20 protein-coding genes are annotated in these 24040 nt (G+C 64.0%); 9 read left to right on the top strand and 11 right to left on the bottom strand.

What is annotated here, in order from left to right; all coding sequences use genetic code 11:
* From CQ12_RS29120 to CQ12_RS29110, 3 genes are all read left to right on the top strand, one after another.
* Positions 1-486 (top strand): ABC transporter substrate-binding protein (locus tag CQ12_RS29120; protein WP_157088561.1); only part of this gene is annotated, 486 nt, incomplete at its 5' end.
* Between the two features lie 224 nt (positions 487-710).
* Positions 711-2000, top strand: coding sequence for a glycerate kinase type-2 family protein (locus tag CQ12_RS29115; protein WP_057838734.1), 1290 nt, complete (start codon positions 711-713; stop codon positions 1998-2000).
* 181 nt (positions 2001-2181) lie between these two features.
* Positions 2182-4329: a sensor domain-containing protein gene (locus CQ12_RS29110; protein WP_057838733.1), complete on the top strand. Its 2148-nt coding sequence runs from the start codon at positions 2182-2184 to the stop codon at positions 4327-4329.
* A 9-nt stretch (positions 4330-4338) separates the two neighbouring features.
* Here CQ12_RS29110 and CQ12_RS29105 read toward each other — a convergent pair whose 3' ends face one another.
* Positions 4339-4857 carry a MarR family winged helix-turn-helix transcriptional regulator gene (locus tag CQ12_RS29105; protein WP_057838732.1) on the bottom strand — a complete coding sequence of 173 codons (519 nt, stop codon included), beginning with the start codon at positions 4855-4857 and terminating at the stop codon, positions 4339-4341.
* Positions 4858-5033: 176 nt separating this feature from the next.
* Here CQ12_RS29105 and CQ12_RS29100 point away from each other — a divergent pair, with 176 nt between their 5' ends.
* From CQ12_RS29100 to CQ12_RS29085, 4 genes are all read left to right on the top strand, one after another.
* Entirely contained in the window at positions 5034-6074 is a 1041-nt protein-coding gene (locus tag CQ12_RS29100) for a branched-chain amino acid ABC transporter permease (protein WP_057838731.1), read from the top strand.
* Positions 6075-6079: 5 nt separating this feature from the next.
* Positions 6080-7849: a branched-chain amino acid ABC transporter ATP-binding protein/permease gene (locus CQ12_RS29095; RefSeq protein WP_057838730.1), complete on the top strand. Its 1770-nt coding sequence runs from the start codon at positions 6080-6082 to the stop codon at positions 7847-7849.
* Complete coding sequence (locus CQ12_RS29090) at positions 7846-8577, top strand: ABC transporter ATP-binding protein (RefSeq protein WP_057838729.1); 732 nt, start codon at positions 7846-7848, stop codon at positions 8575-8577. The genes CQ12_RS29095 and CQ12_RS29090 overlap by 4 nt, the downstream gene beginning before the upstream one ends.
* Positions 8578-8789: 212 nt before the next feature.
* Entirely contained in the window at positions 8790-11369 is a 2580-nt protein-coding gene (locus tag CQ12_RS29085; RefSeq protein WP_057838728.1) for an EAL domain-containing protein, read from the top strand.
* Positions 11370-11466: 97 nt separating this feature from the next.
* On the opposite strand, the gene CQ12_RS29080 is transcribed toward CQ12_RS29085, so the two are convergent.
* The 9 genes from CQ12_RS29080 to CQ12_RS29040 form a co-directional block, all read right to left on the bottom strand.
* A complete protein-coding gene (locus tag CQ12_RS29080) occupies positions 11467-12618 on the bottom strand; it encodes an ABC transporter substrate-binding protein (protein ID WP_057838727.1) in 1152 nt (383 codons plus the stop codon).
* A gap of 142 nt (positions 12619-12760) precedes the next feature.
* Positions 12761-13180 carry an acyl-CoA thioesterase gene (locus CQ12_RS29075; protein ID WP_025588396.1) on the bottom strand — a complete coding sequence of 140 codons (420 nt, stop codon included), beginning with the start codon at positions 13178-13180 and terminating at the stop codon, positions 12761-12763.
* Between the two features lie 13 nt (positions 13181-13193).
* Positions 13194-13955, bottom strand: coding sequence for an SDR family NAD(P)-dependent oxidoreductase (locus CQ12_RS29070; protein ID WP_057838726.1), 762 nt, complete (start codon positions 13953-13955; stop codon positions 13194-13196).
* Positions 13956-13985: 30 nt separating this feature from the next.
* A complete protein-coding gene (locus CQ12_RS29065) occupies positions 13986-15875 on the bottom strand; it encodes a feruloyl-CoA synthase (RefSeq protein ID WP_057838725.1) in 1890 nt (629 codons plus the stop codon).
* 1 nt (position 15876) lies between these two features.
* Positions 15877-16680 (bottom strand): crotonase/enoyl-CoA hydratase family protein, encoded by an 804-nt coding sequence (locus tag CQ12_RS29060; RefSeq protein WP_057838724.1) that lies wholly within the window; start codon positions 16678-16680, stop codon positions 15877-15879.
* Between the two features lie 1082 nt (positions 16681-17762).
* Entirely contained in the window at positions 17763-18224 is a 462-nt protein-coding gene (locus CQ12_RS29055; protein ID WP_057838723.1) for a DUF3237 domain-containing protein, read from the bottom strand.
* 15 nt (positions 18225-18239) lie between these two features.
* Entirely contained in the window at positions 18240-19556 is a 1317-nt protein-coding gene (locus CQ12_RS29050) for a TRAP transporter large permease (protein WP_057838722.1), read from the bottom strand.
* Positions 19557-19561: 5 nt separating this feature from the next.
* On the bottom strand, positions 19562-20071 hold the full coding sequence (locus tag CQ12_RS29045) for a TRAP transporter small permease (protein ID WP_057838735.1): 510 nt from the start codon (positions 20069-20071) through the stop codon (positions 19562-19564).
* Positions 20072-20206: 135 nt separating this feature from the next.
* On the bottom strand, positions 20207-21223 hold the full coding sequence (locus CQ12_RS29040; protein WP_057838721.1) for a TRAP transporter substrate-binding protein: 1017 nt from the start codon (positions 21221-21223) through the stop codon (positions 20207-20209).
* A 262-nt stretch (positions 21224-21485) separates the two neighbouring features.
* Between CQ12_RS29040 and pobA the strand changes: the two genes are divergently transcribed.
* Both pobA and CQ12_RS29030 read left to right on the top strand, forming a co-directional pair.
* Positions 21486-22655 carry a 4-hydroxybenzoate 3-monooxygenase gene (gene pobA / locus CQ12_RS29035; protein WP_057838720.1) on the top strand — a complete coding sequence of 390 codons (1170 nt, stop codon included), beginning with the start codon at positions 21486-21488 and terminating at the stop codon, positions 22653-22655.
* A 214-nt stretch (positions 22656-22869) separates the two neighbouring features.
* Complete coding sequence (locus CQ12_RS29030; protein WP_057838719.1) at positions 22870-23298, top strand: PaaI family thioesterase; 429 nt, start codon at positions 22870-22872, stop codon at positions 23296-23298.
* Here CQ12_RS29030 and CQ12_RS29025 read toward each other — a convergent pair.
* A partial coding sequence (locus CQ12_RS29025; RefSeq protein WP_057838718.1) for a LysR substrate-binding domain-containing protein occupies positions 23295-24040 on the bottom strand: 746 nt, incomplete at its 5' end. The genes CQ12_RS29030 and CQ12_RS29025 overlap by 4 nt on opposite strands.

Below are 24040 nucleotides of genomic sequence, written 5' to 3'. Positions count from 1 at the left end.
ATCAAGAAGAACGCCGAGATCGGCTGGAAGCCGCTGCACTTCCTCAACAACGTCTCGGCCTCGATCGGTAGCGTCATCAAGCCGGCCGGCATGGAGAACGCGCAGGACATCATTTCCTCGCAGTATCTGAAGGACCCGACGGATGCGCAGTGGAAGGACGACGCCGGGATGAAGGCGTGGAACGAGTTCCTGGACAAGTACTATCCGGAAGCCAACCGCGCCGACGCCTCGGTGATGTTCGGCTACACCGTGGCGCAGGGCCTCGTGCACGTGCTGAAGGCCGCCGGCGACAATCTCACGCGCGAGAACGTGATGAAGCAGGCCGCCAGCATCAAGGATCTCGAACTCGACGGCCTGCTGCCCGGCATCAAGGTCAACACGTCGGCAACCGACTTTGCCCCGATCTCTTCGGTGCAACTGATCAGGTTCAAGGGCGACACCTGGGAACGCTTCGGCGAGATCCTCTCCGGCGACGCCGGGGGCTAGAGCGTTTCCAGCGAAGTGGAAACCGGTTCGCGTCAAGAAAACGCGTCCACCCGAAAATCTAGAGACCCGTTCCGATTCCATCGGAGCGGGTCGCTAGTCATCTCGATTCCTGATCGGCCCATTTGCGGCCAGCAAGAACCCCCGCGACACGCTCGCGGGGGTTTTCTTTTGCGGCGATTGGATGGATAACCAGATCTCCCGTCTCATCCAGCTGACGTGCCATCATGACCGACCGACGTTCCCTCCTGCGTGCGATCTTTGACGCGGCCGTTGCGGCGGCGCATCCCGATGTCGTGCTGTCGGCGCATCTGCGCCCCGCACCCAGGGGCAAGGTGATCTGCCTTGCCGCCGGCAAGGGCGCGGCGGCGATGGCCGCCGCAGCCGAACGGCACTACCTCGATACGCTGGGGCTGGATCCGTCGCGGCTGACAGGCCTTGCCACCACGCGCCATGGCCACGGCGTGCCGACGGGGCGGATCAGGGTGATCGAGGCCGGCCATCCCGTGCCCGACGAGGCCGGGCTGAAGGCCGCCGACGAAACGCTGCGCCTCGCCGCCGAGGCAACCGCCGACGATCTGTTGCTGGTGCTGCTGTCCGGCGGCGGCTCCGCCAACTGGATCGCGCCGGCCGAGGGCGTTTCGTTCGCGCAGAAGCAGCAGGTGAACCGCGCGCTGTTGCGGTCTGGCGCGCCGATCGGCGAGATGAACATCGTCCGCAAACATCTGTCGCGGATCAAGGGCGGCCGGCTCGCCCGCGCCGGGCAGCGCGCCGCCGAGATCGTGACGCTCGCTATATCAGACGTGCCGCACGACGACCCGTCAGCGATTGCATCCGGACCGACGGTGCCGGATCCGAGCACGCTGGCGGACGCCCGCGCGCTGGTGGCGAAGTATAATCTCACAGTCGACGATGCTGTCAGGCACGCGCTGGACGACTCCCGCAACGAAAGCTGCAAGCCCGGCGACCCAGCCTTCGCCCGCGCGCATTTTGAAATGATCGCAAAACCGAAGGCTTCGCTCGATGCCGCCATCAAGGTCGCGAAGGACGCGGGGTATGAGGTCATCGGGCTCGGCGCGGATCTCGAGGGCGAGGCGCGCGAGGTTGCGGCCGAGCATGCGCGGCTGGCGCTGAAGGCGCGCAGCGAGGGCAAGCGCATCGCCATCCTGTCGGGCGGCGAGCTTACGGTAACCGTACGTGGCAACGGCCGCGGCGGCCCAAACCAGGAATATGCGCTGGCGCTGGCTGACCTCCTGAAGGAAACGCCCGGCATCGTGGCGTTGGCCGCAGACACCGACGGCGCCGACGGCGGCGCCGGTAGCGCGACCGATCCGGCGGGCGCCGTGATCGATCAGACGACGTTTGCGAAGATGAAATCGCTCGGCCTCGATCCCGCGGCTTACCTCACCAACAACGATGCCACCGCGTTCTTTTCAGCCACCGGCGATCTCCTGCTGACGGGCCCGACGCTCACCAACGTCAATGACGTCAGGGTGATCCTGGTGGACCCCGCCTAGGTTTTCCGAGCGGTCACCGGCATCCTGTACGTGTTAAAGTGGCGTTAATGCTTTGTTGAGCAAGTTGCGAAGAACCGACGCGCATTTGCCCGTCTCGAAGATGCAATTCACCAGCTTGGGCTTCTAATGGCCGTTCTCCTGGAGGGAGGAGAGCCGCCGATGGCGGCTGGGGAAATGCTACATGACAGATCACGGCCAGATCACCGCCCCTCGGTCGGCGCAGTTGAGTGCGCGGTTCGAGGAGGCGATCAACAATTTATCGCTCGGAATCGTCGTCTTCGACGAGAAGCGGGAAGTCGTTTTCTGCAACGCCCGTTACAGGGAAATGTACGGGCTGTCGCCTGAACAGGTGACGCCGGGGACCCCGACCCGTGAACTGATCCAGCACAGGATCAATCTCGGCCTCAAGGTGCAGACCGCGCCCGATGATTACATCCGTGCGCGCGTCGGCCGCGACATCGCCCTCGACACCACGGTGCAGGAATTCACCGACGGCCGGATCATCGCCTACACCGTCTACCCGATGCCGGGCGGCGGCGGGATGGCGACCCACGAGGACATTACCGAGCGCGAAGAGCTCAATGCCCGGCTGAAGAAACAATACGAGCTCGGCCGCGAACAGGAAGAGGCGCTGCGCGCCAAAAACTTCCAGTTCGACACCGCGATCAACAACATGTCGCAGGGGCTGTGCTTCTTCGATTCCGACCACCGCCTGATCGTCTGCAACGATCGCTTTGTCGAGATGTACGATATCGCACCCGAGCGCGTCAGCCCTGGCATGTCGCTGATCGAGATCGTCGACCTGCGCTTCGAAGCCGGCAGCTTTCCCGCAATGACGCGCGATGAATATCTTCAATGGCGCACCAGCGTCGCGGTTTTGAACGTAGCCAAAGACAGCGTCGTTGAATTGATGAACGGGCGCACTTTCAAGATCCGCCACCGTCCGATGCCCGGCGGTGGCTGGGTCGCGACGCATGAGGACATCACCGAGCAGCGCCAGTCCGAGGTCAAGATCGAATACATGGCGCATCACGACGCGCTGACCGACCTTGCCAACCGCGTGTTGCTGAACGAGCGGCTCGAATATGCGCTGGACAGGATTCAGCACGGTGAAATGGTCGCCGTCCATCATCTCGACCTCGATCAGTTCAAGGCGGTGAACGACACGTTTGGTCATCCCGGCGGCGACAAGTTGCTCAGGATCGTCGCCGAGCGGCTGCGCCGCCTCGTCGGCGCGGCCGACACGATCGCGCGGATGGGAGGCGATGAGTTCGTGATCGTGCAGGCCGCGATCGCTGATCCCGCCGACGCCACTTCGCTGGCGCAGCGCGTCATCGAAGCGCTGAGCGAGCCCTATGACATCGACGGCCAGCAGGCCGTGATCGGCGTCAGCATCGGTATTTCGGTCGGCCCCGGCGACGGTTCGAACCCCGACAAATTGCTGCGCAATGCCGACCTCGCGCTCTATCGCGCCAAGAGCGACGGCCGCGGCACGCTCCGCTTCTTCGAGCCGGCGATGGACCTGCAGATGCAGACCCGCCGCATCATGGAGCAGGATCTGCGCCGGGCGCTGCCGGGAGGCGAGTTCGAGCTGTATTATCAGCCGGTCGTCAACCTCGCGAGCAAGGAAATCAGCGGCTTCGAAGCCTTGATCCGCTGGAATCATCCGATCAAGGGAATGATCTCGCCCGCCAGCTTCATCCCGCTGGCCGAGGAAATCGGCTTCATCGTGCCTTTGGGCGAGTGGGTGATCAGGCAGGCCTGCGCCACCGCCGCGCAATGGCCCGACCACCTTCACGTCGCCGTCAATATTTCAGCGATCCAGTTTCGCAGTCCCGGCATGATGCAGGTGATCATCGGCGCGCTCGCAGCTTCGGGCCTTGCGCCGACGCGGCTCGAGATCGAAATCACCGAGAGCGTATTGCTCCACAACAAGGAAGCGACGCTCGCGCTGCTGCATCAGTTACGCGAACTCGGAATCCGGATCGCCATGGACGATTTCGGCACCGGCTATTCGTCGCTGACCTACCTGCAGAGCTTTCCGTTCGACAAGATCAAGATCGACCGCTCGTTCGTCAAGAACATCACCGAGGATTCGAGCTCGCTCAACATCGTGCGCGCGGTTGCAGCCCTCGCCAACGGCATGGGTATGACGGCCACCGCCGAGGGCGTCGAAACCGCCGAGCAGCTCCACAGCATCGCTTCCGAGGGATGCACGGAGATGCAGGGTTTTCTGTTCAGCAAGCCGCTTCCCGCCGCCGAAATCGAGCGGCAGTTCCTGTCGGGCCGCGGCCCGCGCGAGGCTCAGGGCCGCATCGTCGCGGCGTGATCGCGCCGCTTAAAACTCCGCCGCGATCTTCGACAGCATTTCGAGCAGCGCAACGCGGTTGGCAGGCCCCAGCAATTCGTTGAGCCGCGCCTCGTGCTTGGAGGCAACGAGCTTCTTGGCGCGCGCCAACACCGCCCTTCCCTTATCTGTCAGAACCAGGATGTGCGAGCGGCGGTCGTTGGTCGAACGCATCCGGGTGCAGAGATCGCGGCTCTCCAGCGCGTCCAGCATCGAGACGAAGTTCGGCCTGAGAATGCCGAGCGTGTTGGCGATTTCGGTCTGGTTGCGTCCGGGATTGCGGTCGAGCAGCAGCAGCACCGAGAACTGCGCCGGGGTCAGTTGCAGCGGCGCGACGCAATGCAGGAAGTCCTCGAACACCTTGAGCTGGGCGCGCTTGAGCGAATAGCCGAGCAGGTCGGCCAGTTCGCCCAGTTGCAGCCCGGCATTGTCAGCGCCGCCATCGGCAATCTCCTTGCCGCTGCTGCGCGACGGCTTGACGGCATCGGTCGCTGCCTTGGAAACTGTCATGGCGTGAGGCTCGCACCCGGAAAGTGCCTCGGCCGACGGCCGGGGCCTTGATGTTATATTTGATAATTGTTATTGGATATATCAAATATCGGCGCCTTTCAACTGCCGAGATATGGGACGGCCGGCAGACCATTTGAGGTCAGGGACCGGCGACGCTTTTAGGGGGAGCGCCAGTCTTGAATACGACGATCATGCTGTTCCTGCTGCAGGACGGCATCACCAATGGCGCGATCTATGCGCTGCTCGGGCTTGCGCTGGTGCTGGTGTTTGCCGTCACGCGCGTCATCCTGATTCCGCAGGGCGAATTCGTCACCTTCGGCGCGCTGAGCTACGCCGTGCTGGCGACGGGCAAGGTGCCAGGCACGGCGTGGCTGGCTCTCGCGATGGGCGCGACGGCCTTTGCTCTCGATCTGTTTGACGCGCGACGGTCGCTACGGCTCAAACGGGTCCTGCGCTCACTAGCCCTCAACATCGCTCTCCCCGCCGCGATCCTGGCCCTGACTTACGGCCTCGCCGGCCCCAAGACACCGATTGCGGTCAACATCGCGTTGTCGCTTTTGATCGTCGCGGCGATCGGGCTGTTCCTCTACCGCATCGCGTTTCAGCCGCTCGCCCATACCTCGGTTCTGGTGCTGCTGATCTCATCCGTCGGCTGCCATCTCGCGCTGCAGGGCTTGGGCCTGGTGTTTTTCGGCGCCGAAGGCTTGCGTGGCCCGGCGCTGTCGAACGCGGCGCTGACCATCGGCCCGCTGCGCTTCACCGGCCAGAGTCTTGCTGTCTATGGGCTAACCATCGCCTTCATCGTCGCACTTTGGCTGTTCTTCGGCTTCACGCTGACGGGCAAGGCGCTGCGCGCCACCGCCGTCAACCGGCTCGGCGCCCGCCTCGTCGGCATCCGCACCACGCTGTCAGGACAGATCGCGTTCCTGCTGGCGGCCCTGATCGGCGCGATCTCCGGCATCCTGATCGTGCCGATCACCACGCTCTATTACGACACCGGCTTCCTGATCGGCCTGAAAGGTTTCATCGCCGCGATCATTGGTGGCCTCGTCAGCTACCCACTGACTGCAGTCGCCGCGCTGTTGGTGGGTAGCGTCGAGGCGTTCTCCTCGTTCTACGCCAGCAATTTCAAGGAGGTCATCGTCTTCACGCTCATCCTTCCCGTGCTGGTGCTGCGTTCGCTCGCAGCGCCTGCCGTCGAAGAAGAGAAGGACTGACGGCGATGAAGCAGCAAACCCTTCTCATCATCTTCGCAGTTCTCATGGCGGCGATCCCGTTCATTCCGGGCATCCCGCCGTTCTGGATCGTGCTGCTCAACAATATCGGCCTCGCCGCGCTGGTGGCGATGGGGCTGGTGCTGCTGACCGGCGTCGGCGGCCTCACCTCGTTCGGCCAGGCCGCCTTCTGCGGCTTCGGCGCCTACACCACGGCGGTACTGACCACGGCCTACGGCGTCTCGCCGTGGCTGACGCTGCCGCTCTCGCTTCTGGTCAGCGGCATCGCCGCCGTTTTTCTTGGCATCATCACGGTGCGGCTGTCCGGCCATTATCTGCCGCTCGGCACCATCGCCTGGGGTATCGGCCTGTTCTATCTGTTCAGCAAGCTGGAATTCCTCGGCCGCAATGACGGCATCTCCGGCATTCCGCCGCTCTCGATCGGTAATTTCAAAATGCTCGATCCCGGCACGATCTATTACGCGATCTGGATCGGAGTGCTGGTCTCGGCATTGCTGACCATGAACCTCCTGGACTCCCGCACCGGCCGCGCGATCCGCGCATTGCGGCGCGGGCATGTCGCCGGTGAAGCGTTCGGCGTGCAGACGCCGCGCGCCAAGCTGCTGGTGTTCGTTTATGCGGCGGTTCTCGCCGGCCTGTCCGGCTGGCTCTATGCGCATTTCCAGCGCGCCGCCAATCCGACGCCATTCGGCGCGCATGCCGGCATCGAATATCTGTTCATCGCCGTGGTCGGCGGCGCCGGCTACGTCTGGGGCGCGGTGCTCGGCGCCGGCATCGTCGTGATCCTCAAGGAGATCCTGCAGAGCTACCTGCCCTATGTCTTCGGCGGCCAGAGCCAGCTCGAAACTATCGTGTTCGGCATCCTGCTGGTCGTGCTGCTGCAACTGGCGCCGACCGGCGTCTGGCCCTGGCTGATGGCGCGATTGCCGTTGAAGCCGGCGCGCAAGGAGCCCGATACCTCGCTTCCTCTCGCCAAGCGCGAGCGCGCGCCGGCATCCGCCGCCGTGCTTCTGCAGATCGAGAAGGCCCGCAAGCAGTTCGGCGGCGTGATTGCCGTCAACGACGTCTCCTTCAACGTCGGGGCACGCGAGATCGTCGCGCTGATCGGCCCCAACGGCGCCGGCAAGAGCACGACCTTCAACCTCATCACGGGCGTGCTGACGACCACCGGCGGCACCATCTCGGTGCTCGGCCACAAGGTCGACAACGCCCCACCGCAGGAGGTCGTCAAGCTCGGCGTCGCGCGCACCTTCCAGCACGTCAAGCTGGTGCCTGACATGACGGTGCTGGAGAACGTCGCGATCGGCGCGCATCTGCGCGGGTCTGCGGGCGCGATCTCCAGCATGTTCCGGCTGGACCGCGCCGACGAGGCTAAGTTGCTGGCGGAAGCCGCGCGCCAGATCGAGCGCGTCGGCCTCGGCGACCAGATCGACCAGTTGGCGGGAAGCCTTTCGCTCGGCCAGCAGCGCATCGTCGAGATCGCGCGCGCGCTGTGCGTCGATCCGATGCTGCTGTTGCTCGACGAGCCGGCCGCAGGCCTGCGGCACATGGAAAAACAGCGGCTCGCCGCGCTCTTGCGCCAGTTGCGCGATGGCGGCATGTCGGTGCTGCTGGTCGAACACGACATGGGCTTTGTGATGGATCTCGCCGATCGCATCGTGGTGCTGGATTTCGGCACCAAGATCGCCGAGGGAACGCCAGCTGCGATCAAGACCAATCCCGATGTGATCAAGGCCTACCTCGGAGCTACCGCATGAGCGCGCTGTTATCGGTCTCCGACGCCCATGTTTCCTACGGCAAGGTCGAGGCCGTACGTTCGGTGTCGCTCGATGTCGCCGACAACGAGATCGTCACCATCATCGGCGCCAACGGCGCCGGCAAGACCACGCTATTGAACGCCATCATGGGCGTGCTGCCGCTCAAGGGTGGCACCGCCTTCGCCGGCGCCGACATGGCCGCGCTCGACATCGAGGACCGCGTCGCGGCGGGCCTTTGTCTCGTGCCCGAGCACCGCGAGTTGTTCGGTACCATGAACGTCGAGGACAATCTGCTGCTCGGAGCCTTCCGGATTCCAAAGGCCACGGCGACACAATCGTTCGAGCGCGTCTATGCGCTGTTTCCGCGACTGAAAGAGCGGCGCAAGCAGTTGGCCGGCACGCTGTCCGGCGGCGAGCAGCAGATGCTGGCGATGGGGCGCGCGCTGATGGGCGCGCCAAAACTGCTGATGCTGGACGAGCCGAGTCTGGGGCTCGCGCCGATCATCGTCGCCGACATCTTCCGTACCATCGGCGAATTGCGCGCCGCCGGCGTCTCGGTGCTGCTGGTCGAGCAGAACGCGCAAGCGGCCCTCAAGATCGCCGATCGCGCCTATGTCATGGAACTCGGGGAATTCATCCTGTCGGGATCGGCGAGCGATATCGCCAGCAACCAGCGGGTCGCGGCGAGTTATCTCGGCTTCCAGCACGAGGGCGCGAGCGCAATTTAGAGCTCGCGACGTTGCGCCTCGGGATGCCAGATCATGCACCTTGGCGGGCAGACGGGGGCTAACGAAGCCTTAAGCATGATATGAGTTCCCACCGCGCTGTAGTGAGTTGTACAACTGCCAGAACACTCGCGACCTCTTATCCTTAATTAGAGCCACAGTCACTTGCCACCCGGCGCCGGGGTCAATGGCTGACGGGATAGCAAGGTTGGACGATGTGCGCTTCCGATTGCCCTGATGTCGAGACCATCGAATTTTTGCTGGCGGCGCTCGAGCGGGCGAGCGAAGCCGTCGTCATCGTCGATAGCGATCTGCGCGTAAGCCATTTTAACGCCGCGGCCGAAACGATCTGGGGCGTCCGGCGTTCGGAGGTTCTCGACTGCGATGCCGACTGTCTTGGGTTCAGCGACCTGCGACATAGCGCCAGTTCAGAGTTCACGATCCGCCGCAGCGACGGCAGCCGGATTCGCGCTCAGCTATCAGCGTCGCGCGTCGAGATCGGCGGCCGAAGCAGCTACATGGTCTTCGTTCGTGATATCACCGCCGAGGTCAAGCGGCGCGAGCGGATCGCGCTGTTGAACCTGGTGGCCGACAAGACCACCCGCGCGGTCGTCGTCACCGATCGCAACCTGCGCGTGGTCTACACCAATGCGGCGTTCTCCGGAATGTTCGGATACACGGCCGCGGAGGCGCAGGGACGGCAGGCCAATGAATTGCTCGCCGGGCGGCTTACCGACCGCAACACCCTGGCGAAGCTGCGCCGCCGCATCTGCGACGGACGCGGCGACGAGGAGGAGATCCTCGCCTATGACAGCGATGGCAACGAGATCTGGGTCTCGGCCACGGTCAAGGCATTCCGCAACGATCGCGGACGCATCAAATACGTGTTCGCCCTGCTCAGCGATGTCTCCGAGAACAAGCAGTTGCGGTCCCTGCAGCAACTCATTATGGGCGCACTGGCCGATGAACTTCCGCTCACAGAGATCGCCGACCGGCTTTGCCGGCGCGTCGAAGTCATTGCACCTGACGTGGTCGCTTCGGTACTACACGTCGACTCTGACGGACTGGTGCATCCGCTGGGTGGTCCCAGCCTGCCCGACGACTACAGCCGCGCGCTCGAAGGCGTTGCCATAGGGCCGAACATCGGATCGTGCGGATCGGCCGCGTATTACGGCAAGCCGGTGCTGGCCGAAGATCTCGATACCGATCCGCGCTGGCAGCCGTTCAAGACCAGGCCGCTGGCGGTTGGCCTGAAGGCCTGCTGGTCGACACCGATCAAGGCCAAGGACGGCCGTGTGATCGGGACCTTTGCCTTCTATTTCCGGGAACACCGCGCGCCGAGCCGCTGGCATCAGCGCATCGTCGATGCCTGCGTTCAGCTCGGCGCGCTGGCGATCGAGCGCAAGGAGGCGCGGGCCCAGATCGCCCGCCTCGCCTACCACGACATGCTGACCGGACTGCCGAACCGCACGCAATTGCGCCAATTGATCAACCAGGCGATCGACGATTGCAAGGGCAGCCAGCTCGCGCTGATATTTCTCGATCTCGATCACTTCAAGGACGTGAACGATACGCTCGGACACCCGGCCGGCGACGCGCTGCTTGTCGAATTCGCCAAGCGGCTGCGCCCCCGCATTCAGCCGTCCGACCTGCTGGGGCGGCTGAGCGGCGACGAATTCGTCATCGTCCTGCCGAACTGCGATCCGGCCCGCGCCTCGCGGGTCGCCTCCAACATCACCGCAGCGCTGGCCTCGCCGATATGGATCGACAACCGCCAAGTGCCGATTTCCGCCAGCATGGGCATCAGCATCTGTCCCGACAACGCCACCGACATCGATACCTTGATGCAGCAGGCCGATGCGGCGATGTACACGGCCAAGGAGGCGGGACGCTCGACCCATCGCTTCTTCAGCGCCGACATGAACCGCCTCGCCGAGCAGCGGCTGGTCTTCAGCGCCGCGCTCCGCCAGGCCATCGCCAATGACGGGTTGCGGCTCGTCTATCAACCGCAGACCCGAACCGTCGACGGCGCGCTTTACGGCGTCGAGGCACTGTCGCGCTGGCATGATCCCGAACTCGGTGAGGTCCCGCCCTCGAAATTCATCCCGCTGGCCGAGGAAGTCGGCCTGATCGAGCAGATCGGCCTGTGGTCGATCCGTGAAGCCTGCCGCCAGATGGCCGCGTGGCGCCGCGCCGGTCTGGACGTGCCCTGCGTGGCGGTCAACCTGTCGCCGCTCAATTTCCAGAATGCGACGCTCGCGGCCGTGGTGGCGGAGACCATCGCGGCCAACGGCCTGCCGCCGGAAGCCTTGATGCTCGAGATCACCGAAGGCGTGCTCGTCAACGAGCGTTCGGCCGCGATCGAGACCATGAATGCGATCCGCAAGCTCGGCGTCGGCCTGTCGCTGGACGATTTCGGGACTGGCTATTCAAGCCTGAGCCGGCTGGCGCATCTGCCGATCCGCGAATTGAAGATCGACCGCAGCTTCATGCGCAACATCGAGCGCGACGCCAGCGCGCTCGCGATCGCGACCGCCGTCGTCCGGGTCGGGCAGAGCTTGAAGATGGCCGTGGTCGCCGAAGGCGTCGAGACCGAGGGGCAGCGCAGGCTGCTGGCCGGACTCGGCTGCGACGTCGTGCAGGGCTATCTCTGCGCACGTCCGATGGCGCCGGAAGCGTTCGAGCGATGGCTGGTCGAGCATGCTATCGAGCAGTCGCGGGCGATGCGTAAGAGCGTCGATGAGGCCCGTTCGCAGCCGAAGCCGTCGTTGCTGGTCGCATCGACGGGTGGCTAGCCGTAGGGTGGGCAAAGGCGCGTTAGCGCCTTGCCCACCGTCCTGGTGATGATGGGCACGCTGTCGCTTTGCCCACCCTACGAAACATCGCCCAGCCTCACTTCGCCGGGACGTACTTTCCGTCCTTCACCGTCAAGATGATGCGCGAGCGGTCGTCGAGGCCGTAGCGATCCTTTTCGGTGAAGTTGTAGACGCCCTGGCTTGCCGCGATTTCCTTCTCGGACATCAACGCCTGACGAATTGCCTCACGGAATTCCGGCGTGCCAGGCTTCGCCGTCTTCAGCGCCACCGGGATGACGCGCTTGAGCACCTCGAAGGCGTCGAAGGAGTGGCCGGCGAACTGGCTGCGGCTGTTGGCGCCGTACTTGGCTTCATAGGCGGTGTTGAGCGCAAGACCCGGCTTCTTGGTCAGCGCGCTGTCGGGCTGCGTTTCCGGCGACATCACCGGGCCCGAAGCCATGATCACGCCTTCCGCCGCGGGACCAGCGATGCGGATGAAGTCCATGCTGGCGGCGCCGTGGGTCTGGTAGATCAGGCCCTTGTAGCCGCGGTCGCGCAGCGTGCTCTGCGGCAGCGCCGCGGCAGTGCCGGAAGCGCCGACGAGAATGGCGTCAGGATTGGCGGCGACCAGCTTCAGAACCTGGCCTGCGACCGACGTATCGGGACGGGCGTAGCGCTCCTCGGTCGCCATGGTGAGGCCCATCGGAACGGCCTGGGTCTTGAAGTCGTTGACCCAGAGATCACCGTAGGAGTCGGAGTAGCCGATATAACCGACGGTCTTGATGCCGTGCGCCTTCATGTGCTCGTACAGCACCTTGCCCATGATCGGAATCGGCTGCGGCATCGCGACCGACCACTTCATGCGCGCTTCGTTGATCGGCAGCGGCGCGAGCGCAAAATGCGGAATGCCCGCCTCGTTCGCCACGGTAGAGACGGCAACCGTCGGCGGCGTCGTCGACGAGCCCATGATGATGTCGGCCTTGGATTCGGTCACGAACCGCCGCGCATTGGTGGTAGCCGTCGTCGGGTCGCCGCCGTCGTCGAGCGTGATGATCTTGATCGGCACGCCGCCGATTTCCTTCGGCACAAAGTCGAGCGCGTTGCGCTCGGGAATGCCGAGCGCCGCGGCGGGACCGGTCGTGGTGACGGTGATGCCGATCGTGATTTCGTTGGTCTGCGCAACGGCCGGCGAGCCCGGCAAAGCGAGCGCCGCTACAATGGCTGCAGCGGACAGAAAGGCCTTCTTCATTCATTCCTCCCTTGACTATATTTATTGTCTTAAGCAAAACTCGTTGGACTATTCAGCCCCTTCTTTAGGTCATGCCGGGGACTTAGTCAGCCCCGGGGACTTAGTCAGCCCCGGGGACTGAGTCAGCCCCAGGGGGACTTAGTCAGCCCCGCATGAACCGCTCGATGATTTCCGGCGGCATCGGCGCCGATTTCAGCTTCGCCGGATCGTCCGGATGCTTGCCGACCAGCACGCGGGTCTCGAACGCCTCGATCGCCAACGCCTCGCCCTTGAACACGTTATGGACGACCTCGAAGCTGGAGCGCTTGAAACTCTCGATCCGGCTTTCGATCCTGATCCAGTCGCCATGCGTCGACGGGATGTGGAATTTCGCCCGCGTGTCCACCATGGGTATGCCGACCAGGCCGTATTTGTGGATGATGTCCTGCTTCGAAAAGCCGGCGGCCTCGAACATGATCGAGGTCGAATCGTCGAACATCGCGAAGTAGCGCGGGTAGTAAACGATGTTGGCGGGGTCGCAATCGCCCCACTGGATCTGCACGTCGCGCCGGTTGACGAACATGACCTGCAATATCCTAGCGCGGCGCCATGCGGAGCGCGGCATCGAGCCGCACCACTTCACCGTTCAGATACGGGTTGTCGATCATGTGCAGCGCCAGCGAGGCAAACTCGTCGGCCTGGCCGAGGCGGCGCGGGAACGGGATCGCGGCGGCGAGCGAATCCTGCGCTTCCTGCGGCAGGTTGGCGAGCAGCGGCGTGAGGAACAGGCCCGGCGCGATCGTCAGCACGCGAATGCCGAATTGCGACAGCTCGCGCGCGATCGGCAGCGTCATGGCGACGATGCCGCCCTTGGAAGCCGAATAGGCCGACTGGCCGATCTGGCCGTCATAGGCCGCGACCGAGGCGGTGGAGATCACCACGCCGCGCTCGCCGGTCGCAAGCGGCTCCAGCTTCGACATCGGCGCCGTCGCCAGCCGCAGCATGTTGAACGAGCCGATCAGATTGACCTTGATCACCTTGTCGAAATCGCCGAGCGCCATCGGGCCGTCCTTGCCGATCACGCGCTTGGCGACGCCGATGCCGGCGCAGTTCACCAGCACGCGCGCCGGACCGTGGACCGCCTCCGCCTTGGCGATGGCCGCCTCGGCCGAGGCTGCGTCGGAGACGTCGCAGATCACGGCCACGCCGCCGATCTCGGCGGCGACAGACTCCGCAAGCTTGGCGTTGAGATCGCAGACCGCGACCTTGGCGCCCTGCGCCGCGAGCCGGCGCGCGGTCGCCGCGCCCAATCCCGATGCACCACCGGTGACGATGGCGGCTTGATCCTTCAACTGCATGGTGCTCTCCCTACAAACGCTTGTTCGACTTCAGTACAGCGTGATCACCTGCGCCGGCGGCGCGGGCGAGTAAATCTCTTCGATCAGCGCGCTGCGGTTCTCCAGAGCCGCGCGCTGGTTGATCGAGCCCTTGTCGGTGACTTCGCCGCGATCGATCGACAGCGGTGTATCGAGCAGTACCGCGCGCACGATCCGGGTGGATGAACCCGTGGCGCCCGCGAGCAATTGCTGGAAGCGTTCGCGGAAAGCCGCGACGATCAGCGGATCGGACGCCACAGTGGCGAGATCATCGGATGGAAGCGTCGGGTTGATCAGACGGCAGCCATCGAGGTCGAGCACCACCAGCGCCGATATTTCGTCGCGGTTGATGCCGGCAATGACGACGTCGCGCACCAGCGGCGCGCAGGCGGCGACGAAGCGCGCCCGCAGCGGGCCGACGCTGACCCAGGTGCCGCTGGCGAGCTTGAAGTCCTCGCCAATGCGGCCGTCGAAATCGAAGCCGGCGTCGAAATTATCTGCAACGGCCGGCTTGAGCGCATCGCCGAGCTTGTAGAAGCCTTCCTCGTCAAAAGACTTCGCCGTCATGTCGGGCTGACGCCAATAGCCTGGCATCACGTTCGGCCCCTTGGCGCGAACCTCCAGCTTGCCATTGTTGGGTACGAGCTTGGCGTCGTTGCCCAGGACCGGCAACCCGACATGGCCGGAGCGGCTGGTGTGCGGATTGACCGACATGAAGAACGGCGCGGTCTCGGTGGCGCCGAGGCCGGTCAGCATCGGCACCCGATAGCCGGTTTCGCGCACGGACAGTTCGTCGAGGCTGTTCCAGACGAAGGCCGATAGCGCGGCGCCCGAGAAGAACATGGCATGGAGACGGGCGAAGAACTTTTTGCGCAAGGCTCCATCGTCGCGCAGATAGGGCAACAGCGATTCATAGCCCTTGGGCACGTTGAAATAGACGGTCGGCGAAATCTCCTGGAGATTGCGCACGGTCTCCTCGATGCCGCCGGGCATCGGCTTGCCCTCGTCGAGATACATCGAGCCGCCATTGTACAGCGTCAGCCCAATATTGTGGTTGCCGCCAAAAGTGTGATTCCACGGCAGCCAGTCGACGATGACTGGCGGCTCGTCCTTCAGGAATGCCAGCGTATCGCGCAGCATCACCTGGTTGGCGCAGATCATGCGCTGGGTGTTGATGACGGCCTTCGGATTGCCGGTCGAGCCCGACGTCAGCAGGAACTTTGCGATCGTATCCGGGCCGATCGCCTCGTGCACCGCATCGAGGCGCGGATGCAGCGGCGTCGCCATCAGGTCGGCCAGGCTTGTCATCTCACGCCCGGCCACCGCGCCGCGCGAGGCCGCGATCTCGGTGCCGAGAGACACATTGGCTGTGAGCGCATCGGCGAATTTCGTGGCGTCGTCGGCGAAGACGAGGCCGGGCGTCAGCAGCTTCATCAGATAGGCGAGCTTGCCGTAATCGCGCGACACCAGCGAATAGGCCGGCGATACCGGACAGAAGGGAATGCCGGCATAGAGCGCGCCGAACGCGACCAACGCATGATCGACCGAATTGCCTGATAGGATGACCACAGGCCGTTCCGCCGATAGCCCGCGCGCCAGCAGCGCGGACGCAATGTGCCGCGACGACGCCAAGAGCTCCGCATAGGTGATCTGCCGCCAGCCGCGCGCGGCGTTGCGCTCCGCCATGAAGACGCGGTCGGGCGCCGTGGCGGCCCAATGGTGCAGGCGGTCGGTGATGCGCACCGGATAGTCGGTGAGTTGCGCCTTCGGGCGCAGATAGATGGTGCCGTCGTCGCGGCGCTCGACATGCACCGCGGGCGTGCCAAACGAGATCGGGCGCAGCGGATGATTTGCGCGCGCGGCGGAATCGGTCGAGGCGGACATGCTGGGCTGAACGCTCATGTCAGGTCGGCTTCACCTTTGCGGTCTTGTGGTCGAGGAATGCGCGAATGCGGCGTTTGGCTTCCTTGTCGCTCTGCGCCACCGTCGCCATCAGGGATTCCATCAGCAGACCGGTCTGCGGATTGGCCTCCGCGATCATGGGCAGCGCCTGCAGCACGGCAAAATTGGTCAGCGGCGCATTCGCAGCGACGCGTTCGGCGAGTTCGAGCGCCTTGAGCAGCGCGCCGCCGGCATCGGTAAGGTATTGCGAGAAGCCATAGGCCGAACCTTCGGTCGCCGAATAGACCCGCCCCGTGAGCATCATGTCGATCATGCGCGCCACGCCGATCAGCCGCGGCAGCCGCACCGATCCGCCGCCGCCGACGAAAATGCCGCGCTGGCCCTCGGGCAGCGCGAAATAGGCGGATGGTTCGGCGACACGGATATGCGCCGCGCAGGCCAGCTCCAGCCCGCCGCCGATCACCGCGCCCTTCAGCGCCGCGATCACGGGAACGCGGCTATACTGGATGCGGTCGAACACCCGGTGCCACATCTGCGAATGCAGCAGGCCGCCGGTCGCATCGTGCTCGGTGAGTTCGGACAGATCGAGGCCGGAGGAGAAGTGATCGCCGATGCCATGGATGACCACGGCCCCGACATCGTCGGGCAGGCTGGAGAAACAATCCTGGATCGCCAGGATGATGCCGTCGTTCAGCGCATTGCGCTTGGCCGGACGGTTGAGGCCGACGGTCAGCACCGCGCCCTTCTGCTCGATCTTGAGCAGGTCGGATTGACCCGCTGGTGCGGTGGAGCCGGCGTTTCCCATGGGCGTATATTACTTCCTCTGCAGAATAGTTATATTTTATAACGATTGTGGGAGGAGTCAATGAGGGAAGTGCTTTTACCCTCCCCTGGAGGGGTCCGAGACGAGCGTAGCTCGCTCGGGGGTCGACGCGCAGCGTCGGGGCGGGGTGACGGTCTCTCCACCTCCAACAGTACCCGCGTGGAGAGATCACCCCACCCCGTCCCACATTTCGCTGCGCTCAATGTGAGCCGACCCACGAGCGAGCTACGCTCGTCTCGGACCCCTCCAGGGGAGGGTGATAAGCCCGCTCCCTCCCGTCATTGCGAGGAGCGTCAGCGACGAAGCAATGACGATGGATATAGTTTCGCGTTCTCGCGGCGTGTCTGCCCGAGGTTTGCATCTGATGTTCTCTCCCCGAAAGAGGGAGCAGGGAATGCCGGGTGCAGGCTAGCACCCGCGGTCTCGTGTGCAATGGGTAGAAGGAAATGCGCACACGAGCATACAGGTACAGCCGAGGCACGCCGGCATTCCCTGCGCAATGGGTTGACGGCTTATGCCGTGATCTCCCCGGAGCCGAATTCCTCTGGCCTCCGTCACTGCCGGATTGGCGGTTCATCGAAACCCGGTTGGGTTTCGCAAACCTCCGGCAGCTTGGCACCAGCCACGGGTGTCAGGACCACACGGTTTCGCCGTACGCAACGAGCGCCGTCATCTTGCGCGCCGCGCTCGCTCACGGAAGAATCCGCCCTGCGACCACTGTGCGCGCCAACGCCCTCGCGTCCACCGCATCTCACCGCACGTTCGTGACGATCGCGAAACGCCCCTCATCGGCGGGAGACGGGCGGAGTTATGCGGCTGATTTGGGTGAGAACGAAAGCGGAATATTTTTCAATTCCGGGCTTGACATGATTTCTGAAAATCCGAAGTGATTTGCCCCGTCGGTTATCTTGTCGAAGCGCGTGGCGTTTAATGGTTGCTACGGCTCCCTCCGCGTCATTGCGAGGAGCGCGAGCGACGAAGCAATCCATTTCTCGGCATATGGCAAGATGGATTGCTTCGCTTCGCTCGCAATGACGGAGGCGACCACACGAGCCGACGCGCCCTCATAACACCTGGTGCACGTCGATGACGACGCGGTCGGCGTGGCGGGCGGCGGAGGCGATGAAGAGGTTTTGCATCAGCCAGCGATATTTTTCACTGCCTGTCTCGAATTTCGGGACGGTGCGGAAATAGATCAGTTTCGGATCGACCGGCTCGCCACGCTTCAGTTTTTGCAGCAGGTCGACCGGGCCGAAGCGCAGGCCCCTGTTCTCGACATAGACGACTGCGCCGTCGTCGGTCTCGAAGGCATATTTGGCTTCGAGCTCGATCAGCTCGTTGGGACGGATGATCTGGAAGTCGGCGCCGAAGGGAAGAACCTTGCCGTTGACCTGCTCGCCCCTCACCTCGCCGCCAATGATCGGAATGATCCGGCGCACGCCGGTGCCGATCTCGCCGGCCGACGTCACCTCGCCGATCCGGGCGGTGATGGTGAAGACGTATCTGGTCTCAAGCTGCGGGGTCATCGGGCGAACACTACACTATCCGGCCATGCGCTGCGGCAGCCACAGGGCCAGGATCGGAAATGCGATCAGGATCACCAGCCGGATCAGGTCCGTGACGACGAACGGGATCACGCCGCGGAAGATCGTCGAGAACGACACGTCCTTTACCACGCTCTTGATGACGAACACGTTCATGCCGACAGGCGGATGGATCAGGCCGAGTTCGACCGTCATCACGATGATCACGCCGAACCAGATCGGATCGAAGCCGAGATGCATGATCACGGGGAAGATGATCGGCACGGTCAGGATGATCATGGCCATCGCATCCATCAGACAGCCCAGCACCAGATACATCACCATGATCAGCGCGAGGATGCCGTAAGGCCCGAGCCCGAGGCCGGTGAGCAGCTCCGTCACCTTCTGCGGGGTCTGCGTCACCGTCAGGAAGTAGCCGAAGATCAGCGCGCCGATCAGCACGGTGAAGACGGCCGCCGCGGTGCGGGTCGCCTGCAGCAGCGAGGCCAGGATCTTCTCCTTGTCGAGCCGGCCGGTGAGCACGCCGATCAGGAACGCGCCGGTGGCGCCGACACCGCCGGCTTCGGTCGGCGTGAAGCGCGGTAGGAACGGCAGGCCGTAGAGTCCTCCGATCACGAAAATGAACAACAGCACCGGCGCCCAGATGTTCTTCAAGCCGGCAAAGCGATCGCGCCAGGACGTCGGTTTACCTCGCGGCAGGAAATCAGGTTTGACATAGCCGATCAGCGCGATGGTCAGCATGTACATGGTCATCGCGAGGATGCCCGGAATGATGCCAGCGATGAACAGCTTGCCGATGTCCTGCTCGGTGATGATGCCGTAGACCGCGAGCACGGTGGACGGCGGCAGCATGGCGCCGAGCGTGCCGCCGGCCGCGATCACGCCGGTTGCGAAGGATTGCGGGTAGCCGAAGCGGCGCATTTCCGGATAGGCCACGGCGGAGAAGGTTGCGGCAGTCGCCACCGACGATCCGCAGATCGCGGCAAAGCCGCCGCAGGCGCCGACGGTGGCGATGCCGAGCCCACCGCGCAGGTGGCCGACAAAGCCGTTGGCGGCACGGAACAGCTCGCGGCTCATGCCGGAATTGCTGACGAACGTTCCCATCAACAGGAACATCGGGATCACGCCGAAGGTGTAGTCGGTCACCGTGCGCATCGAGGTCTGACCGACCAGTTTCAGCGCCGGCGTGAAGCCGACCAGATAACCGAAGCCGCAGACGCCGACGAGGCCCATCGCCATGCCGACCGGCACGCGCAGCAGCATCAGCGCAAACAGCGCGACAAATCCAATGACGGCGACGGCATCTGTGCTCATGCGACCTACTCTACCGTCTTGACCTTGGCGTCATGGATGTCTTCGGGATGGAAAATCAGCCGGTAGGTCCGGATCGCGATCAGGAGCACGGCGGCGCCGTCACCGGCCCAGGCGATGGCGAAGAACGGCCAGGTCGGCATGTGCATGTCGAAGGTGAGGACGTTGTCGTTGTAGGTGGTGCGCACCTTGTCGAACAGCGTCCAGGTCTGCACCGCCACCACGAACAGCAGCACCAGCGTCGCGAACACGTCGATCATGCGCTGGTATTTCGGGCCGACATTGGCCCAGACCAGGTCGACGGTGATGTGGCCGCCGCGATAGCTGGTGGCGGCGATGCCCCAGAAGATCAGGATGCCGAGCAGCATGCGCCCGATATCGAAGGCATCGGGGATCGAATAGTTGAAGGTGTTGCGCAGCAGTACACCGATGAAGATGTTGAGCGCCACGATGCCGACGAAGCCGGCGGCGATCCATTCGATCGTGTCGATGAAACGATCCATCCACGCGCGATTCATGTCCGCTCCGAACGGCTGGCGATAACTCTTGTTTGACGCGTCTTCTTCACGCGAACCGGCATCCACTTCGCTCGAAAACGCTATCGGAGGAGACGGCGGCAGGAGATTCCTGCCGCCGGAAGGATGTTTACGCGTCTACTGCGCGAGCGCGTTGTACTTGGTGAGCGAGGCCTTGAGCTCGGTCAGCGCCGTGTCCGGGTCGCCGCCGTTCTTCTTGACGCCGTCGCCCCAGGTCTTGACCAGCGGCTCGGCGGCCTTCTTCCAGAGTCCGATCTGCTCCGGCGTCAGCGTATAGACCTCGTGGCTGGACTCCGCCTTGATCTTCGCGATCCCGGCGTCCTCCATCTTGGCCCAGTGCTCGCCGACCTTGCCGGCGGTCTCGGTGTTGCAGTTGTTGTCGATCGCCTTCTTCTGCTTGTCGGACATCGCGTTGTACTTGTCCTTGTTGATCACGAAGGCGAAGGTCGTGACATAGAGCGGCGCCTCCATGTCGTACTTCGTCACCTTGTCGATGCCGAACAACAGCAGCGAGCCCCACGGGAAGGTGACGGCGTCGGCGACGCCGCGCTCGATGATGTCGCGAACCTCAGGCGCGGACGACTGCACGTTGGTGCCGCCGAGCTGGGTCACGAAATTGGCCATGGTGGCGTGGGCGGGGCGGATCTTCATGCCCTTGATGTCGTCGGGCACGACGATCTTCTTGGTGCGGGAATGGAACGACGACGGCGAATGGACGAAGCCGAGACAGAACTTGACGTCCTTCATCTCCTTCTCGGCATATTTGCGGTACCAGGCGTCGAGCGCCATCGAGCCGCCCTTGCCGTCCGACATCAGGAACGGCAGCTCGCCGGCGCCGATCAGGGGGAAGCGCCCGGGCTGGTAGCCGGGGTTGACATAGGTGACGTCGGCAATGCCGTCGCGCGCCATGTCGTAATGGTCGAACGCCTTGCCGAGCTGCTGCGCCGGAAACACCTTGGACTTGATGGTGCCGCCGGAATCCTTTTCGACGGCGGCCGCCCAGTCTTCCAGCGACTTCTGCAGCGGATGCGACGACGGCACCCAGTGCGAAATCTTCAGATCGAAGGTCTTTTCCTGCGCCAGTGCAGGCGTCACACCGGCCGCAAGCAGCAGCGCCAACAACGCTTTTCTCATGGACATTCTCTCCCCTGACGGTCTCATGACAGGCCTGTTTACCCGGCCCCGTTAGTTAACATGTTATCTAACACATCCGCATTTTCAAGACGGACGCGCCTTTTCAAAACGGACGTTCGGCCGCACCTGTTTTGTGCGCTGCGGCGAGCGACACGTTGCGTTTTTGCGCCGACCGGCATTGCCAAGACTGTTATATGATATAATCATCACGGCAAGTCCGCTGGCGGCGGACCTGTAGACTACAGCAATCGGAGAGCCGGTCTTGAGGACAAAAGTCGCAATCATTGGTGCAGGTCCGGCAGGATTGTTGCTTGGGCAACTATTACACCTCTACGGGATCGAAAACATCATCCTCGAGCGGCAGACGGGCGAATATGTGCTCGGCCGTATCCGCGCCGGCCTGCTCGAGGAAGGCACGGTGGCGCTGCTGGATGAGGTCGGCGCCGGCGCGCGCGCCCATCGCGAGGGGCTGATCCATCACGGCGTGGAACTCGCCTTTGGCGGGGCGCGGCATCGCATCGACATGCATGGCGCCACCGGCAAGACCGTCATGATCTACGGCCAGACCGAGGTGACGCTCGACCTGATGAACGCCCGCAAGGACGCCGGCCTCACCACGGTCTATCAGGCCGCCGACGTCAAGCCGCTCGATTTCGACACCGACCGCCCGCGCGTCAGCTATGTGAAGGACGGCGCCACCCACGAGATCGAATGCGACTTCATCGCCGGCTGCGACGGCTTTCATGGCGTCAGCCGCGCCAGCGTCAAGCCGTCGGCGATCCAGACCTATGAGCGGGTCTATCCGTTCGGCTGGCTCGGCATCCTCTCGGAGACCCCGCCGGTCAGCCCGGAACTGATCTACTCGAACCATGCCCGCGGGTTTGCGCTCTGCACCATGCGCTCGATGCGCCGCAGCCGCCATTACGTGCAGTGCTCGCTCGACGATCATATCGACCAGTGGCCGGACGAGCGGTTCTGGGACGAATTGAAACGACGGATCGACCAGAAGGCAGCCGACGAACTCGTCACGGGGCCTTCGATCGAAAAGAGCATCGCGCCGCTGCGCAGCTTCGTCGCCGAGCCGATGCGGTTCGGGCGGATGTTTCTGGCTGGCGACGCCTCCCACATCGTGCCGCCGACCGGCGCCAAGGGACTGAACCTCGCCGCCAGCGACGTGCACTACCTCTCGCAGGCGTTCCGCGAATTTTACGACGAGAAATCCTCCGCCGGCATCGACGGCTATTCGGCACGCGCGCTGGCGCGGGTCTGGAAGGCGGTGCGCTTCTCCTGGTGGATGACCTCGATGCTGCACCAATTCCCCGACGAGGGCGAATTCGGCGCGCGGATTCAGCTTGCGGAACTGGACTATGTCGTCAACTCGAAGGCGGCATCGGCGTCATTGTCGGAGAATTATGTGGGGTTGCCGTTTTAGGCGGGAGCCGTAGGGTGGGCAAAGCGCAGCGTGCCCACCGCCAAGCGCCGCGCAAGAATGGTGGGCACGCTTCGCTTTGCCCACCCTACGAAGTCTGGCGCTTGTCATACCATTTCAAACATCTCTCGGAATCCCGTTTAAAACTTTGTAGGCGGTGACTTCGCGCGCGCGTTGCGTTCAATGACGACAGACATCGTCAACACGCGAGCCGCATATGACCACTGCCGACATTCCCGCAGGCTTCACGCCTCACACCCGCAAGAGCCCGCTGACCGATCCCTGGGAGCCGCTGTATTCGAAGCGGACCGAAAAGGCGCTGATTATCGGGCTGCGCCTTGCAAAGCCGCACACCAATGGCCGCGGCCTGATCCATGGCGGGCTGATCGCCGCGCTCGCCGACAACGCCATGGGCCACAGCTGCGCCCATGTGATGGGCGGCGTGTCGTCGCTGGTGACGATCTCCCTCGCCGTCGATTTCGTCGGCACAGCAGAGGTCGGGCAGTGGCTTGCGGTCGAGAGCGAGGTGGTCAAGACCGGCAGGACGATCTGCTTTGCGCAAAGCCTGATCAAGGCCGACGACGTCGTTATCGCGCGGGCCAATGCGACGTTCCGCGTGGTGCCGAAGAAGGAGCAGGTCGGCTAGCCGAAATGCCAGTCGGCCAGCTCGGTGACGAGATCGACGAAGGTGCGCACCTTGGCCGAGAGCAGCCGCGAGGTCGGATAGACGATGTGGATCGGCATCGCCGGCTGTTCGAATTGCGCCAGCACGATTTTGAGCCGGCGCGCCTTCAGCGATTCGGCGGCCTGATAGGCCAGCACCCGCGTCAGGCCGCCGTCCGCTTCCGCATACTGGATCGCGGCATCCGAGCTGTTGGTGGCGAAGCGCGGTGTGCTGGCGATACGGATCTCGCTGTTATCCTCGACAAAACGCCAGTCGAGCGCCGCCGTCATGGCGCCGAACTGGATCGTGTCATGCGCCGGGATGTCGCCCGGCCGCCGCGGCTCGCCGCGTGCCTTGAGATAGCCCGGTGAAGCCACCACGATCCGCCGCATCTCGCCGACATTGCGCGCCACCAGCGTCGAATCGGGCAGATGACCGATGCGGACGGCGAGATCGACGCCGTCCTCGACCAGGTTGACCATGCGATCGGTCAAACGGAGGTCGACGCCAACATCGGGGAAACGCTTCAGATAGGCCGTCACGATCGCGCTGACATGCAGCCGGCCGAAGCCGATCGGCGCCGAGATCACGAGTTGCCCCTCCGGCCGCGTCCGCTCGCCGGCGACCGCGCCCTCGGCCTCGTCGACGTCGGCCAGGATCCGCCGCGCGCGCTCCAGGTAGCGCGAGCCGGCGTCGGTCAGCGTCACCTGCCGCGTGGTCCGCT

The sequence above is a fragment of the Bradyrhizobium jicamae genome, from assembly GCF_001440395.1.
In the GTDB taxonomy this organism is placed as follows: domain Bacteria; phylum Pseudomonadota; class Alphaproteobacteria; order Rhizobiales; family Xanthobacteraceae; genus Bradyrhizobium; species Bradyrhizobium jicamae.
Note: the sequence above shows the minus strand (reverse complement) of the source record. Positions and strands in the feature narration are given on the sequence as shown.